Source organism: Sandarakinorhabdus sp. (genome assembly GCF_031422795.1).
GTDB lineage: Bacteria > Pseudomonadota > Alphaproteobacteria > Sphingomonadales > Sphingomonadaceae > Sandarakinorhabdus.
Window position 1 is genome coordinate 1 of the sequence record NZ_JANPML010000066.1, and the last position, 14,337, is coordinate 14,337.

The 14,337-nt window shown below is 63.8% G+C and carries 15 protein-coding genes; 8 read left to right on the plus strand and 7 right to left on the minus strand.

Features of this window, described 5'->3' with window-relative positions:
• The 3 genes from sucB to RMO81_RS02720 all read left to right on the plus strand — a co-directional run.
• The coding region (gene sucB / locus RMO81_RS02710) for a dihydrolipoyllysine-residue succinyltransferase (RefSeq protein WP_310474193.1) at positions 1–717 on the plus strand (717 nt) is incomplete at its 5' end.
• Between the two features lie 11 nt (positions 718–728).
• Positions 729–2,126 carry a dihydrolipoyl dehydrogenase gene (gene lpdA, locus RMO81_RS02715; protein WP_310474194.1) on the plus strand — a complete coding sequence of 466 codons (1,398 nt, stop codon included), beginning with the start codon at positions 729–731 and terminating at the stop codon, positions 2,124–2,126.
• A 52-nt stretch (positions 2,127–2,178) separates the two neighbouring features.
• Positions 2,179–3,198, plus strand: a complete 1,020-nt coding sequence (locus tag RMO81_RS02720) for an alpha/beta fold hydrolase (protein ID WP_310474195.1) — start codon at positions 2,179–2,181, stop codon at positions 3,196–3,198.
• On the opposite strand, the gene RMO81_RS02725 is transcribed toward RMO81_RS02720, so the two are convergent.
• Positions 3,158–3,643, minus strand: coding sequence for a MarR family transcriptional regulator (locus RMO81_RS02725; protein WP_310474196.1), 486 nt, complete (start codon positions 3,641–3,643; stop codon positions 3,158–3,160). The two genes, RMO81_RS02720 and RMO81_RS02725, sit on opposite strands and share 41 nt — an antisense overlap.
• A 68-nt stretch (positions 3,644–3,711) precedes the next feature.
• On the opposite strand from RMO81_RS02725, the gene RMO81_RS02730 reads away from it, so the two are divergent.
• A complete protein-coding gene (locus RMO81_RS02730; protein ID WP_310474197.1) occupies positions 3,712–4,365 on the plus strand; it encodes a PepSY domain-containing protein in 654 nt (217 codons plus the stop codon).
• Positions 4,365–5,006: a trimeric intracellular cation channel family protein gene (locus RMO81_RS02735; RefSeq protein ID WP_310474198.1), complete on the plus strand. Its 642-nt coding sequence runs from the start codon at positions 4,365–4,367 to the stop codon at positions 5,004–5,006. Before RMO81_RS02730 ends, RMO81_RS02735 begins: the two co-directional genes overlap by 1 nt.
• Here the strand turns inward: RMO81_RS02735 and sppA are convergent.
• The 4 genes from sppA to RMO81_RS02755 all read right to left on the minus strand — a co-directional run bounded on the left by sppA (position 4,979) and on the right by RMO81_RS02755 (position 9,480).
• Positions 4,979–6,877, minus strand: a complete 1,899-nt coding sequence (gene sppA, locus RMO81_RS02740; protein ID WP_310474199.1) for a signal peptide peptidase SppA — start codon at positions 6,875–6,877, stop codon at positions 4,979–4,981. The genes RMO81_RS02735 and sppA overlap by 28 nt on opposite strands.
• Before the next feature lie 96 nt (positions 6,878–6,973).
• Complete coding sequence (locus tag RMO81_RS02745; protein WP_310474200.1) at positions 6,974–7,690, minus strand: DUF3011 domain-containing protein; 717 nt, start codon at positions 7,688–7,690, stop codon at positions 6,974–6,976.
• Positions 7,687–8,499, minus strand: a complete 813-nt coding sequence (locus tag RMO81_RS02750) for a DUF3011 domain-containing protein (protein ID WP_310474201.1) — start codon at positions 8,497–8,499, stop codon at positions 7,687–7,689. Before RMO81_RS02750 ends, RMO81_RS02745 begins: the two co-directional genes overlap by 4 nt.
• Before the next feature lie 129 nt (positions 8,500–8,628).
• Complete coding sequence (locus RMO81_RS02755; protein WP_310474202.1) at positions 8,629–9,480, minus strand: DUF815 domain-containing protein; 852 nt, start codon at positions 9,478–9,480, stop codon at positions 8,629–8,631.
• Positions 9,481–9,590: 110 nt separating this feature from the next.
• Between RMO81_RS02755 and yajC the strand changes: the two genes are divergently transcribed.
• From yajC to secF, 3 genes are read left to right on the plus strand one after another with little or no spacing between them, the layout of a single operon-like run.
• The gene (gene yajC / locus RMO81_RS02760; RefSeq protein WP_310474207.1) at positions 9,591–9,941 is read left to right on the plus strand and encodes a preprotein translocase subunit YajC; all 351 of its coding nucleotides are present in this window, start codon (positions 9,591–9,593) and stop codon (positions 9,939–9,941) included.
• Between the two features lie 4 nt (positions 9,942–9,945).
• Complete coding sequence (secD, locus tag RMO81_RS02765) at positions 9,946–11,541, plus strand: protein translocase subunit SecD (protein ID WP_310474203.1); 1,596 nt, start codon at positions 9,946–9,948, stop codon at positions 11,539–11,541.
• Between the two features lie 10 nt (positions 11,542–11,551).
• Positions 11,552–12,499, plus strand: a complete 948-nt coding sequence (secF, locus tag RMO81_RS02770; RefSeq protein ID WP_310474204.1) for a protein translocase subunit SecF — start codon at positions 11,552–11,554, stop codon at positions 12,497–12,499.
• A 187-nt stretch (positions 12,500–12,686) separates the two neighbouring features.
• On the opposite strand, the gene RMO81_RS02775 is transcribed toward secF, so the two are convergent.
• Both RMO81_RS02775 and RMO81_RS02780 read right to left on the minus strand, forming a co-directional pair.
• Positions 12,687–13,649: a nitronate monooxygenase family protein gene (locus tag RMO81_RS02775; protein WP_310474205.1), complete on the minus strand. Its 963-nt coding sequence runs from the start codon at positions 13,647–13,649 to the stop codon at positions 12,687–12,689.
• A 31-nt stretch (positions 13,650–13,680) separates the two neighbouring features.
• Positions 13,681–14,337, minus strand: a 657-nt coding sequence (locus RMO81_RS02780) for an isoaspartyl peptidase/L-asparaginase (RefSeq protein WP_310474206.1), incomplete at its 5' end; no start/stop codon positions are given.

Consider the following 14,337-nt stretch of genomic DNA (forward strand, 5'->3'; position numbering starts at 1 on the left):
GCCGCTGCTCCGGCCGCGCGCCGCGAGGAACGGGTGAAGATGACCCGCCTGCGCCAGACCATCGCGCGCCGGCTGAAGGAAGCCCAGAACAGCGCCGCCATGCTGACCACGTTCAACGACGTGGACATGACCGCGGTGATCGAAGCCCGCGCCCGATACAAGGATATGTTCGAGAAGAAGCACGGCATCCGCCTTGGCTTCATGTCGTTCTTTGCCAAGGCCGTGGTGCTGGCGCTGAAGGATGTGCCGTCGGTGGGTGCCGCGCTTGAAGGCGACGAGATCGTTTACAAGGATTATGCCGATCTTGGGGTTGCCGTGTCGTCGCCGGGCGGCCTGGTTGTGCCGATCCTGAAGGATGCGCAGGCGAAAAGTTTTGCGCAGATCGAGAAGGATATCGCCGATTTTGGCGACCGCGCCCGCAAGGGAACGCTCAAGCTCGAAGACATGACTGGCGGCAATTTCACCATCTCCAACGGCGGCGTGTTTGGTTCGCTGCTGTCGACGCCTATCCTCAACCCGCCGCAATCGGGCGTGCTCGGCCTGCACCGAATCGAAGATCGCCCGGTCGTGCGCGATGGCCAGATCGTGATCCGCCCGATGATGTACATGGCGCTCAGCTACGATCACCGCCTGATCGATGGCCGCGAAGCCGTCACCTTCCTGGTGCGCGTGAAAGAGGCCATTGAAGACCCAGCGCGCTTGCTGATCGATCTGTAAGGAGCCAGACCATGGCCAACCCTGAATTTGATGTCGTCATCATTGGCGGCGGCCCCGGTGGCTATGTTGCCGCCATCCGCGCGGCCCAGCATGGCCTGAAGGTCGCGTGCGTGGAAAAGCGCAGCAGCCTGGGCGGCACCTGCCTCAATGTCGGCTGCATCCCGTCGAAGGCGCTGCTGAATGGCAGCCATCTTTACGAGGAACTGGCCGGCGGGCATCTCGCCAAGTTCGGCGTGAAGGCCGACAATGTCTCCTTCGATCTTTCCGTCCTGCTGGGCGAGAAGGACAAGGCGGTGAAGGAACTGACGGGCGGCATCGAGATGCTGTTCAAGAAGAACAAGATCGAATGGGTGAAGGGCGAGGCCAGCTTCGTCGACGCCAAGAGCGTGAAGGTGGGTGATCGCACCATCACCGCGAAGAACTTCATCATCGCCACCGGTTCCGAAGTCGCGCTGTTGCCCGGCATGACGCCGGATGGGGAGGTGATCGTCACCTCCACCGAAGCGCTCAGCCTGCCCAAGGTTCCCGAACATCTCGTGGTGATCGGCGGCGGTTATATCGGTCTCGAAATGGGCAGCGTCTGGCGGCGCCTGGGCGCGAAGGTGACCGTGGTGGAATATGCGCCGCGCATCGTGCCGGCGATGGATATCGAAGTTGCGGGCGCCTTCGCCAAGATCCTCACCAAGCAGGGCATGGTGCTGAAGACGGCGACCAAGGTGACCAGCGTTGAGCGCAAGGGCAAGGGCGCCGTGATCACCGTTGAACCCGCTGCTGGCGGGCCTGCTGAAACCATCACCGCCGATGTCGTGCTGCTCTCCATCGGCCGCCGGCCCAACACCGATGGCTTGAACCTCGCCGCCACCGGCCTGTCGCTCGATGCCAAGGGCAGGGTGCCGATCGATCATCATTTCGCCACCGCCGTGCCCGGCATCTGGGCCATTGGCGACGTGGTGGAAGGCCCGATGCTGGCCCACAAGGCCGAAGACGAAGGCCTGGCCTGTGCGGACAATATCGCCGGTCTGGCTGGTTATGTGAACCACGCAGTGATCCCGGCCGTGGTCTATACCCACCCGGAAGTCGGCACCGTCGGCAAGACCGAGGAAGAGCTGAAGGCGGCGGGTGTGGCATATAAGGCCGGCAAGTTCCTGTTTGCCGCCAACAGCCGCGCCAAGACCAACCGCGACACCGATGGCTTCGTGAAGGTGCTCGCCGACGCCAAGACCGACCGCGTGCTGGGCGTGCATATCATCGGCGCCATGGCTGGAACGATGATCGCCCAGGCGGCGCAGGCGATGGAGTTTGGCGCGTCTTCGGAAGATATTGCACTAACCTGTCATGCGCACCCGACGCATTCGGAGGCGCTGAAAGAGGCGGCGATGGCGGTGACGGGCAAGCCTATTCACATGTAGAGCAGTGCTGCCACTGGATCCGTGACACCTTCATAATTGGAAGGATCAGGCCATGGCAGAGCACGCAATTTTCGAAGCCGGGGATGTCCCACTGCAATCAGGCTTGGTGCTGCCGGCTGTGCGCGTTGTCTATTGCACCCACGGCCGACTGAACGCCGCGCGCGACAATGCGATCGTCTATCCGACGCATTACATGGGCACCCACGACAGCAATGCCTGGGCAATCGGCCCGGGCCAGGCGCTGGACCCGGAGAAATATTTCATCATCATTCCCGACATGCTGGGCAACGGCGTTTCATCTTCGCCCAGCAACACACCGGCTCCGTTCGACGGGCCGCGCTTTCCGTTGGTGACGGTGCGGGATAATGTGCTGCTGCAGCACCGGTTGGTGACCGAAATCTTTGGGCTCACCACGCTGGCGCTGGTCACCGGCCATTCGATGGGCGCGCTGCAGACGTTCCAATGGGGCGCGCTGTTTCCCGACATGGTGCAGCGGATAGCGCCCTTTTGTGGCGCGGCGCGGGTGTCGCGGCATAATTGGTTGTTTCTGGAAGGCTGCAAATCGGCGCTGATTGCCGCTGGTGATTTTGCCGGCGGTGATTACACCGCGCCGCCCGTTGCCGGCATCCGTGCCTTTGCCCGGGTCTATGCCGGATGGGCCTGGTCGCAGACCTTCTTCAGGCAGCAATTGGATCGCGAACGGCTCGGCTTGCCGTCGATGGAGGATTTTCTAAACTGGGCGTGGGAACCCGCCTTTCAGGCGTGTGACGCAAACAATCTGCTAGCCATGCTCGCCACGTGGCAGGCCGCCGACATCAGTGCTGATCCGCGCTTTGACGGAGATCTTGCAAAGGCGCTGGCGGCCATCTCGGCCAGAGCCGTCGTCATGCCGTGTCGCAGCGACCAGTATTTCCCGCCCGAAGACAGCGAGATCGAAGTTGCCCATATGCAGAATGCAGAATTACGCGTCATTCCATCTGTGTGGGGCCATATGGCTGGCGGCGGTTTGAACCCTGAGGACGCGATGTTCATCAATGCGGCACTGTTGGCGCTGCTGGCTGAGACCGTCTGAAATCAGCCGGGATCGGGCAGTCGGTGCAGACGCTGCCATCGCAGAGCCGGCACAGGGTGCAGCGCTGTTGATCCGAGGTTTCCAGCGAAGCCAGCATCTTGTGCAACAGCCCGCCCAATGTGGCTTGCTCGTTATCGGTCATGTGCAGCAGAAACGGCCGGATGGCAGCGAGGCGGCCTTGCAGCAGCTGTTCGCGCAGCGTGATGCCGTCTTCGGTCAGAAACAGCGCGATGGCGCGCTTGTCGCGGCCGGCGCGGCGTTGCACCAGTCCGTCCGATACCAACCGGTCGATCAGGCGGACACAGCCAGGGTGGGACAGCCCGAGAGTGCGGCGGAGCTCGTCATTTGACGGGCCAAGTCCATAGCCGATCACGACGTCCGCTGCCGCCTTGCCAACGGACTGGCGATTGAAGAACAGGTGATCTTCGACTCCGCCGTTCTGCAACCAGCAAGCTGAGCGCAAGCGCAAAGGGCCGGGGTGACGGCGGGCAATCCCGCCGCTACACGAAGGTCATGCTGTCACCTCGCGCTACCCGCACCGTTCGTTGGCTCCATCTGTGGACCGGCGTCATCGTGGGCATTCAGATCATCCTGTGGGTGGCATCCGGACTGGTGATGGTGATTCGCCCGCTTGATGAAGTGCGCGGCACCACACTGCGCCGCGATCCGCCAGCCCTCAGCCTGCCGGTCGGGCTGCCGCCGTTGGTGGGCGTAGAGAAGCTGGAACTCGGTCAACTGCTCGGCAAACCGGTGTGGAAAGTGACGGACGGGCAGGGCAAGCGCTTGCTCGATGCAGCCACAGGTGAGCCGATTACCATCACGGCGGTCAGCGCCGAGGCCATCGCGCGGGCTGGGACAACGCTTCGTGGGCCGGTGACCGTTCGAGAGGTTTCGCCGGCAGCCCCGGCCAGCGACTGGCGGGAAACCAAGGGTTTTGCAGTCGAATTTGCCGATGATGTGCGGGTGTATGTGAACGTGCAGGGTGAGATCGGCGCGGTGCGCACGCCGTGGTGGCGGTTTTACGATCTGTTCTGGGGGTTGCACATCCTCGATTGGCAGGACCGCGAGGACACACACGGGCCGCTGATCATCGCCGCCACGCTGATGGCATTGGGCGTGGTTCTGACAGGCGCCTTGCTGACCATCAGGCATTTCTGGCGGCGGTAATGGAAGAGCTTCCCATCCCGCCGTTGGAGCCATTGCTGGCCTTGCTCGACATAGCGGGCGTTGCGGTGTTTGCCGTATCAGGCGCGCTGGCGGCGGCGCGGCTCAAGCAGACGATCGTAACGTTCGCGTTTCTTGCTGCTGTCACCGGCATCGGGGGCGGCACGCTCCGAGATCTGCTGATTGGTGCCCCAGTATTCTGGGTTGGGCGTTCGGATTACCTGGGCATCTGCCTCGTGGCGGCGGCGGCGGTTTGGCTGTTGCGAGCGGATCGCTGGCGGCTCGATGCGCTGTTGTGGTTCGATGCGGTTGGGTTGGGGGCGTATAGCGTGCTGGGCGCAGCCAAGGCGCTGAGTATGGGGGTGCCGCCGTTGCCCGCCGTCGGCATGGGCGTGCTCACGGCCAGTTTCGGCGGGATCGTGCGCGATCTGCTGGCTGGACAACCTTCTGTGCTGCTGCGCCGCGAAATCTATGTGTCGGCTGCTGCCCTGGGCGCGGCGACCTATGTGGGTCTGACGCTGGCGGATATTGCGGTTTGGCCTGCGGCGATTGCCGGCGCGGCAGCCGGTTTCGGCCTGCGCGCGCTGGCCATCGCCACCGGGCTGAAACTGCCGGGTTATCGCCCAGACACTGGTGACGACTGAAGCAGCCGGGCCACGAACCCTTCCGCCTGCCGCGCGGCGGCGGGGCGGGGTGATCCGGCCACGCTGCATTCGATGCACAACGCTTGCATGGTGGCGCCCTTGCCGCTGGCCAACCAGCCCATATCCTGCGCCGCAGCCATCAAGCGCAGGCGCGATGCCTGCACCAGCCGTGCCCACGGGTCACGCGCCACGGGTTCTTCGGTCTCGGTGCGGCCGAAATCGGCAAAGGCCTGCTGCCAGGCCGGGATGGGGCGTTCGATGTCGATCACGCGCACATCGCCCTTGATGCCGGCCTTGGCGGCCGCGGCTGCCACCGCTGCGTCGAGCCCGCCAAAATTGTCGATCAGCTTGAGCTGTTTGGCTTCGGTGCCGGACCACACCCGGCCCTGGGCAATGCGATCGACTTCGGCCAACGGCAGCTTGCGAGCGTTTGCGACCAGGGTGAGGAAGCGCCGATACGTGTCTTCCACGCCCATTTGCAGCACAGCCCGGACCTGCGGCGACAGGCCGGCGACAACATCGGGTTCGCCGCTGTAGGGCGTGGTCTTCACGCCATCGGTGTTGATGCCGATTTCATTCAGGGCACGCGGGAAGCTGGGCAAGATGGCAAACACGCCGATCGAACCGGTGATGGTGGAAGGTTGGGCAAAGATCTGATCCGCTGCCGTGCCGACCCAATAGCCACCGCTGGCCGCTGCCGAACCAAAGCTGGCCACGATCGGCAGGCCATCGGCCTTGGCGGCCAGCAGCGCCGTGCGGATTTCTTCGGAAGCGGTGACGGAACCGCCACCGGAATCGACCCGGACCACCAGCGCCTTGATGTCGTCGTTCTTGGCCAGCGCCTGTTCAAGGGCCTTGCGGATGGTGGCGCTGCCAGCGGTGCCGCGCGGTGCGTCGCCATCGACAATATTGCCGGTGACATAGACCACGCCCACGGCGTCACCGCGCTGGCCCATCAACTGGCGGTTGGCAGAAAGATAATCGACCAGATCAACGCCAGTGTAATGGCCCCAATCCGCGCGCTCGTCCTCGCCGACCAGCTTGATCATGGCGGCATCAAAGCTGTCGCGATCACCCAGCTGATCGACCATGCCGGCGTCGAGCGCCGCTTTGGCGGTGTTACCGCCAGTTTTGCCCAGGCGCTGCGGCAGCTGGTTGATATAGGCCGTCACATCAACCTTCGGGCGCAGCCGCCGGGCGTCGCCAAGCCAGCTGGCCCACAGGCTGCCGGCCAGCGCTTGATCGGCCTCCTTGGCTTCGGGCGAAGCGCTGGCGCGGGTGTAAGGTTCAACGAACGATTTGTAGGTGCCGACGCGGAAGACGTTGACATCGATCTGCAATTTTTCGAGCGCACGCGCGAAATACAGACGCGAACCACCAGGGCCGGTGATGATGACGCCGCCCAGCGGGTTCAACCAGATGCGATTGGCGCCCGCAGCGAGCAGCCAGCTATCATCCGTATAGGCCGTGGCCCAGGCGTGTACGGGCTTGCCAGCCTTGCGGAAGCGACCAAGGGCTTCGCCAACGCTGGCCAGATTGGCCTGGCCGCCACCCATGAAGCCATCGAGTTCCAGCACGATGGCCTTGATACGATCATCCTCGGCGGCCGTATCGATGGCGCGCACCAGATCGCGCACCTGGATTTCGGAAGACACATTGCCTGACACTGCATCAAAGGCGGAGGCTTCGGTGGCCTGATCGACTATTGCCCCTTCAAGCGCCAGCACCAGTGCAGACCCATCGGGCACACGCGCCGGTTTGGCCGACGACAACAGCGCCGAAAAGCCGATGAAGAAGACCGCCAGCAGGGCAAGGACGAGAAAATCCTTGATGCCGACAATGATGCGCCAAACAAGGCCAAGCGTTTTCAAGATGATGTGCCTTACAGAAGCGGGAATGACTTACCCATAACAGCAGCAGCCTGCGACCCGCAACAGGCCGCTGCGCCGCATGTCACCAAGCAAACCTCAGTTGCGCTCAGGCTCGGGCAGGAAATCGAGCTTCTCGACCTTGCTTGATGTAGCGAGGCATTCAGCCGGCGTGGCGTGGGTGTTGTCTGGCCACATGGCTTCGAGGGGCAGGCGGAACCGCCAGGCCCGGCCGTCTTCGCGGTGCTCCACCGTGCCTGCCAGCCGCAGACGGGTGCCGCCGGTGGCGCCGATCTGGCGTGCGGCTTCATCAATGCATTGGCGGAAGGCGGCTTCGGCGGCCGGCTGCACCTGGTTCGGGCCGATATCGATGATGGCCGGCGGCTTGTTGCCAGGCTCGGCGGCGCTGTCGGCTTCCTTCTTCTTGCCCTTTGACAGCAACAACGCGAGCAACCCGGCGGCAACCGCTGCGCCGGCGATGACAGCGCCGGTTGATGCGCCGCCGCGGCGGCCGACTTCAAATTCGGCACGGCAACCATTGTTCACCCAGACATGGTTGCGCCCCGAACCCCAATTGCGGCGACTGCAGTCGCCACCGAGCACGCGGGACAGGCGAACCCCGTCACGGGTGTCGGCGTTGCAGCGGGCATAACGATAGTTCCAGCTTTCACAGCGGATGGTGCCGCCGCCATAGTTCCGGTCGTTGTCGTTCCAGCGCGGTTGCGCCGCCACCGGCGCCATCGCGAATTGAGCGGAAAACAGCGACAGGGCTGTCACGATGGAGATGGCTGGCCGCATGCGTTTGCTCTCGATCAATACAGGGTGAAGGTGGCGCGGCAGCCGCCGTTTACCCAGACGCTCCTGCGATCCCAGCCCCAGGTGCGGCCTTCACGGCAATCGCCAGCAATCACGCGGCTCAGGCGAACATTGTTCGCGCTGCCGGTTGGGCAGCGGGCCGAACGATAATTCCAGCTTTCACAGTTGATGCTGCGGGCAATCGGCGGGGCGATACCGCCGCCACCGATGCCGCCGCTACCGATAACGCCGCTACCGATGCCGCCGCCGAAATCTCCGCCGCCGCCCGAACCCCAACCGGGCCGGCCGTACAGCACTTCAAAATCAGCGCGGCAGCCGTTGCGCACGGTAATGGCGCGATTGCCCCAGCGCCAGGTGGAGCCATCACGACAATCGCCGGCTATCACGCGCAACAGGCGGGCACTACGGATCACACCGGTTGTCGGACAGCTTTGATCACGATAGTTCCAGCTTTCGCAGCGCACCACCTGCCAGCGATCATTGGGAACCCCGGCGCCCATGTTGGGATCCCAGCCACCGGCACCCCAACCATTGCTGGTATCGATGCGGAACACGGCGCGGCAGCCATTGCGCACGCGGATGGCGTTGCGGTCGTGATACCAGGTCTGGCCTTCGATGCAGCTACCGCCGTTGACGCGCAGCAATTGCACCCGCGCCGCGCCCGGCGTCGGGCAGCTGGCGTCGCGGTAGTTCCGGCTTTCGCAGGTCACTTCGCGCCATTCATTGGCAGCAGCAGGCGCGGCTGGCAGGGCCGTGGCCAGCACAGCGCCGGCCATTACGGAAAACGCCGAGACAGTGGTTGCCAACATGCGCATCTGCAATCTCCCCTTTGCAAAAGAATCGAGCGAACAAGGCTTCGGAAATGGCCTTTTCATGTTCGATCTCGCGATGCTGCCATTGATGCTCGCCAAGTCAAGTCAGAGCTTGAAAAACCAGCATCATCCTGTTGGCAGCGCAGGAACCAGATTGACGCCCTGCGCTCCGGCCTGTTCGACCGTGTACTGCCACGCAACCCGCCCCGAACGCGCACCGCGTGCCATGGCCCAGGCCAGTGCAGCGGGCGGATCGAACGCCAGGCCATAGGCTGCGGCATAAGCCGCGCAGATGGCCAGATAGGTTTGCTGATCGCAGGCATGGAAGCCCAGGCGCAGCCCGAAACGATCGGCCAGCGCCAGATGATCATCAGCCGTATCGCGCGGATTGATGGCATCATTTTCCACCATGTCGCGCGGCACCAGATGGCGGCGGTTGCTGGTGACAATCAGGCGTACATGATCCGGGCGCGCCTGCACGCCGCCATCCAGCAAGGATCGCAGCGCGTGAACTTCGGCGGCATCAGCGCCCAGTGACACATCATCAAGGAAGATCAGAAAGGCGCGGCTGGTGCCGGCGAGGGTTTGAAACAGCGCGGGCAGGCTGGCCAGCGCCGGCAGCATCACCTGCACCAGCGCAATATCATGACCGCCGGCCACCAGATCGGCGACCACACTGCGCGCCAGGCTGGATTTTCCCATGCCGCGCGCGCCCCACAGCAGCACGTCATGGGCGGGCAGGCGAGCCGCATGGCGCCGACTATTCTCCCGCAGCTGCGTGGCCTGCGCCTCGACGCCGCGATACAGGTCCAGCGGCGTGGTACGGGCCGGGGGCAGGGCGGTGAGGCCGCCAGTATTTTCAGCGCCATCCCAACCAAACCAGTGCCCGGCGGCCGGATCGGCGGGCGTGGGCGGGGGCGGTGCCAGCCGGTCGAGCGCGGCGGCAATGCGGGCGAGATTCTGATCGTTGCTGTCCATCGCGCCAACGATAGCCAAAACCTCTAGGCCAAGGAACCACCATCGGTTGCACCTGCTGCCCCAAGCGGCTAGAGCCTTGCGCCAATCCGACCAATTTGATGGAAACCACGATGTTTGAATCTCCGGCCTACGCGCAAGCAGCAGGCGGCGCGGCCGCCGCAGGTGGCATGGCGGCGCTGATCGGCTTCCTGCCCTATCTGGCGATCTTTGCCATCTTCTATTTCCTGATCATCCGCCCGCAACAGAGCCGCGTGAAGCAGCACCGGGCCATGGTTGATGGCGTGAAGAAGGGTGATGATGTCATCACCGGCGGCGGCATCCTGGCCAAGGCGGTTCGAGTGACCGATACCGAAGTTGAAGTGGAAGCCGGCCCCAACGTGCGTTTCACCGTGCTGAAATCCACGCTGGCTGATGTGAAGCCGCGCGGGGTTCCGGCCGCGGCCAACGACAAGAGCGCCTGAGCCAATGCTGGATTTCCCCAAGTGGAAAACCTGGTCGATGTGGGCCACGGTGGTGCTGTGCCTGTTGCTGGCGCTGCCCAACGCGCTGGCGCCTTCAACACTGGCGCTGATCCCGGCTGGCCTGCCCAAATCGCAGCTGCCGCTGGGTCTTGATCTGCGCGGCGGTTCGCACCTGATGCTGGAGGCCACAGCGCAGGATGTGGAAAAGGCCAAGCTGGAATCGCTGGAAGATACAGTGCGCGGTGAAATGCGCGGGGCCGAAGGTGGCGCCATCGCCATCGCGGATCTTTCGCTGAACGGACGCCGGTTGAGCTTCACGGTCACCGATCCGGCGCGGCTCGATCAGGCGGTCAGCCTGCTCAACAAGGCAACAGCGCCGCTGGGCGTCGGCACGTCGCGCGAAGTCGAGATCGGCCGTGGCAGCCTGCCCGGCCAGGTGCTGGTGACGCCAACGGCCGCCGGCATTGCCGCCGCCATCGATGGCGCCATGGCCCAGGCCGTGGAAGTGATCCGCAAGCGCATCGACGAACTGGGCACCCGTGAACCGACGATCGTGCGCCAGGGCAAGACCCGCATTGTCGTGCAGGTGCCCGGCCTGCAGGATCCCGAAGCGTTGAAGGCGTTGCTGGGCAAGACGGCCAAACTGGAATTCAAGCTGGTCGATACCGCTGCCGATCAAGAGGAAGTGGCGCAAGGCCGCGCCCCTCCCGGCAGCCAGGTTCTGCCGACACAGGAAGGCAGCCAGATCGTCGTCAAACGCCGGGCCATCATCACCGGCGATCAGCTGGTCGACAGCCAGGTCTCCACCGATCAGAACGGTGCGCCGGCGGTTTCCTTCCGCTTCGATTCCACCGGCGGTCGCCGCTTTGCGCAGGCCACTACCGAAAATGTTGGCAAACCGTTCGCCATCATCCTCGATGGCATGGTGATTTCCGCGCCGAACATCAACGAACCGATCCTGGGCGGCAGCGGCATCATTCAGGGCAATTACACGGTTCAAGCCGCCAATGATCTCGCCATCCTGCTGCGTTCCGGCAAGTTGCCGGTTGAACTGAAGGTGGTGGAGGAACGCACGGTTGGACCCGATCTGGGCGCGGATTCAATCAAGGCCGGGATCATCGCCTCGATCGTGGCGGTGCTCGCCGTGGCCGGACTGATGATCATGACCTATGGCCGTTTTGGCGTGTATTCGGTGCTGGCGCTGGTGATCAACGTGCTGATGATCCTGGGAATCATGTCGGCCGCCGGTTTCACGCTCACGCTGCCGGGTATCGCCGGCATGGTGCTGACCATCGGGGCCGCCGTTGATGCCAACGTGCTGATCAACGAACGCATCCGCGAGGAACAGCGCAAGGGCAGGGGCGTGGTTGCCTGTGTGGAAACCGGCTTCAAGGAAGCCAGCCGTACCATCTGGGATGCCAACAGCCTCAACATCATTGTTGCCGTCATCATGTTCCTGTTCGGCTCTGGCCCGATCAAGGGCTTTGCTGTCGTGTTGTCGATCGGCATTGCCACTTCGGTGTTCACCGCCGTGACGATCGTACGCTGGATGGTGGCGCGCTGGCTGACCAATGCGCGCCCCACCGCCCTGAGCATCTGAGGACGACACGATGCCGTTGAAACTTGTTCCCGACAACACGAACATCGGGTTCGTCAAACTCCGCTTCATTGCCTTTGCGCTCACGCTGGCACTCACCATCGGGGCCGCTGGCCTGTTGGCGGTGCGCGGCCTGAATCTGGGTGTCGATTTCGTCGGCGGCCTCACCATGCAGGTGGAGTTCGCGCAAGCCCCGGCGCTCGATACGCTGCGCAGCCGCGTGGACCGCGTTGGCGTGGGCGATAGCGCCTTGCAGGAATTCGGCAACGACCGCACCATCCTGATCCGCCTGCCGCTGCCGGAAGGTGAAGAAGGCGCCGTGCAGCGCGTGGTTGGCAAGGTGCGCACCGCGCTGGAGCAGGACTACAAGGGCGTGAAGTTTGCCCGCGTCGAAAGCGTTTCGGGCAAGGTATCGGACGAGTTGATCAGCGATGGTCTGAAGGCTGTCGGCTTTTCGATGCTGTTCGTGGCGCTGTTCACGTGGTTCCGGTTTGAATGGTATTTCGGCGTTTCAACCGTGGTGGCGCTGGTGCACGATGTGGTGGTGACCTTGGGGTTCTTCAGCCTGACCTGGCTGGAATTCGATCTCAACATCGTGGCCGCCGTGCTGACCATCATCGGCTATTCGCTGAACGACAAGGTGGTGATCGACGATCGTATCCGCGAAAATCTGCGCAAATACCGCCAGATGGACATCAAGGGGATCATCGATCTTTCGGTGAACGAAACCCTGCCGCGCACGGTGATGACGTCGGTCACGCTGCTCGCCGCGCTGATTGCGCTGCTGCTGCTGGGGCCGGAAGTGATCTTCGGTTTCACCGCAGCGATGGTGCTGGGTATCGTGGTCGGCACCTATTCGTCGATCTTCGTCTCCTCTTCGCTGCTCATCACGCTGGGCGTGAAGCAGCGGGCGGCCGGCACCGAAGACGCACGGGCCAAGGGCGCCGAACGCATCGGCTGAGTGAGGACAAGAAAAAGGCCGGCCCTCCTTTCGGAGGCCCGGCCTTTTTCATGCTTGGGGCGCGTGGATCAGATCGGCGCGCCGCACGGACCAAAGGCCATGCACCACTGGCTGAGCAGCCCCAAGATCAGGGCGCCCGTCAACCACAGCGCACGGGTGCGGGCGTTGAGTTCGACCTGCATCAGCCTCACTCCGCAGCGACAGCAACCGGGCCCAGCCCAATCCGGCCCTTGGCGGCATTAAATTCGCGCACCAGCTTGGCGACATAGTCCGCTGCCGGCAGCACTTCCTTCACAGCGCCAATGCCCTGGCCGCAGCCCCAGATGTCTTTCCAGGCCTTGGCATCGGTGTTGCCGCCGCTGCCGAAGTTCATCGCCGAAGGATCGCTGGTCGGCAGACTGTCCGGGTCCATGCCGGCGTTGACGATCGACGGGCGCAGATAATTGCCGTGCACGCCGGTGAACAGGTTGGAATAGACGATGTCGGAAGAATCGCTCTCGGCGATCATGTCCTTGTAACCTTCGGCGGCGCGGGCTTCGGCGGTGGCGATGAAAGCGCTGCCGATGTAGCCAAAATCGGCACCCATGGCGAGCGACGCCAGCACAGCTTCACCCGTGGCGATCGAGCCGGACAGGGCCAGCGGGCCATCGAACCATTCGCGGATTTCGCGGATCAGCGCGAACGGGCTGGTGGTGCCGGCATGGCCGCCTGCACCGGCAGCGACCGCGATCAGGCCATCTGCGCCCTTTTCCACGGCCTTCTTGGCGAATTTGTTGTTGATGATGTCGTGCATCACGATGCCGCCATAGCTGTGGATGGCTTCGTTCACGTCCTGCCGGGCGCCGAGCGAGGTGATGATCAGCGGCACCTTGTACTTCACGCACAATTCCAGATCGGCCATCAGGCGATCATTGGATTTGTGGACAATCAGATTGACGGCATAGGGCGCGTCGTTGGGGCCAAGTTCGGTGCTGAGGCGCTGCAGCCATTCCTCGAACTGGGCGAGCGGGCGGGCGTTGAGGCTGGGGAAGCTGCCGATCACGCCAGCCTTGCACTGGGCGATGACCAGTTCCGGTACCGAAATGATGAACAACGGCGACCCAATGACCGGAATCGACAGGCGGTTGGCCCAGTTGGCTGGAATGGACATGCAGACTTCTCCCAATGACAGGCGCGCAGGTTTAGCGGTCGTCGCTCCAGATTGCCACCTCATCCTCGTCGCAGGCTGTGGCGCGGCCACGAAACATGCCGGGGGTGGAAAATACCCAGCCCGGACGTCCATCCTGGCCGATGAAGATGATGCCGCCACTGCCGCCCAGCGCTGTCACATCGGCCAAGGCGCGGGCCGCGGCATCGGCAGGTGACAGGCCGGCAAGCCGCACCAGTGCGCCCATTTCATGCGCGGCGCCGGCCCGAATGAAGGCTTCGCCCGAACCGGTGCAGGAACAGGCGATACTGCGATCGTCGGCAAGCGTGCCGGCGCCGATCAACGGGGAATCGCCGATGCGGCCCCAGCGCTTGCCGGTGAGCCCGCCGGTGGACGTCGCAGCGGCCAGATGGCCGTTGCTGTCGCGTGCGACCGCGCCAACCGTGCCGTATTTGAGATCGGCATCGAACACATCCTGGCCGCTGGCTGCTGCCGCCTTCATGGCCTGCAGCGCCTGCCAGCGCAGTTCAACACGGAACCAGCCTGGCTCAACCTGCTCAAGCCCTTGTTCGAGGGCAAACGCATCGGCCCCGTCGCGCGCCAGCAGCACATGCGGGCTGTTGTCCAGCACGGCCCGCGCCAGTTGCACCGGATTGCGCGTCCGGGTGACCCCGGCGACCGCGCCGGCCTT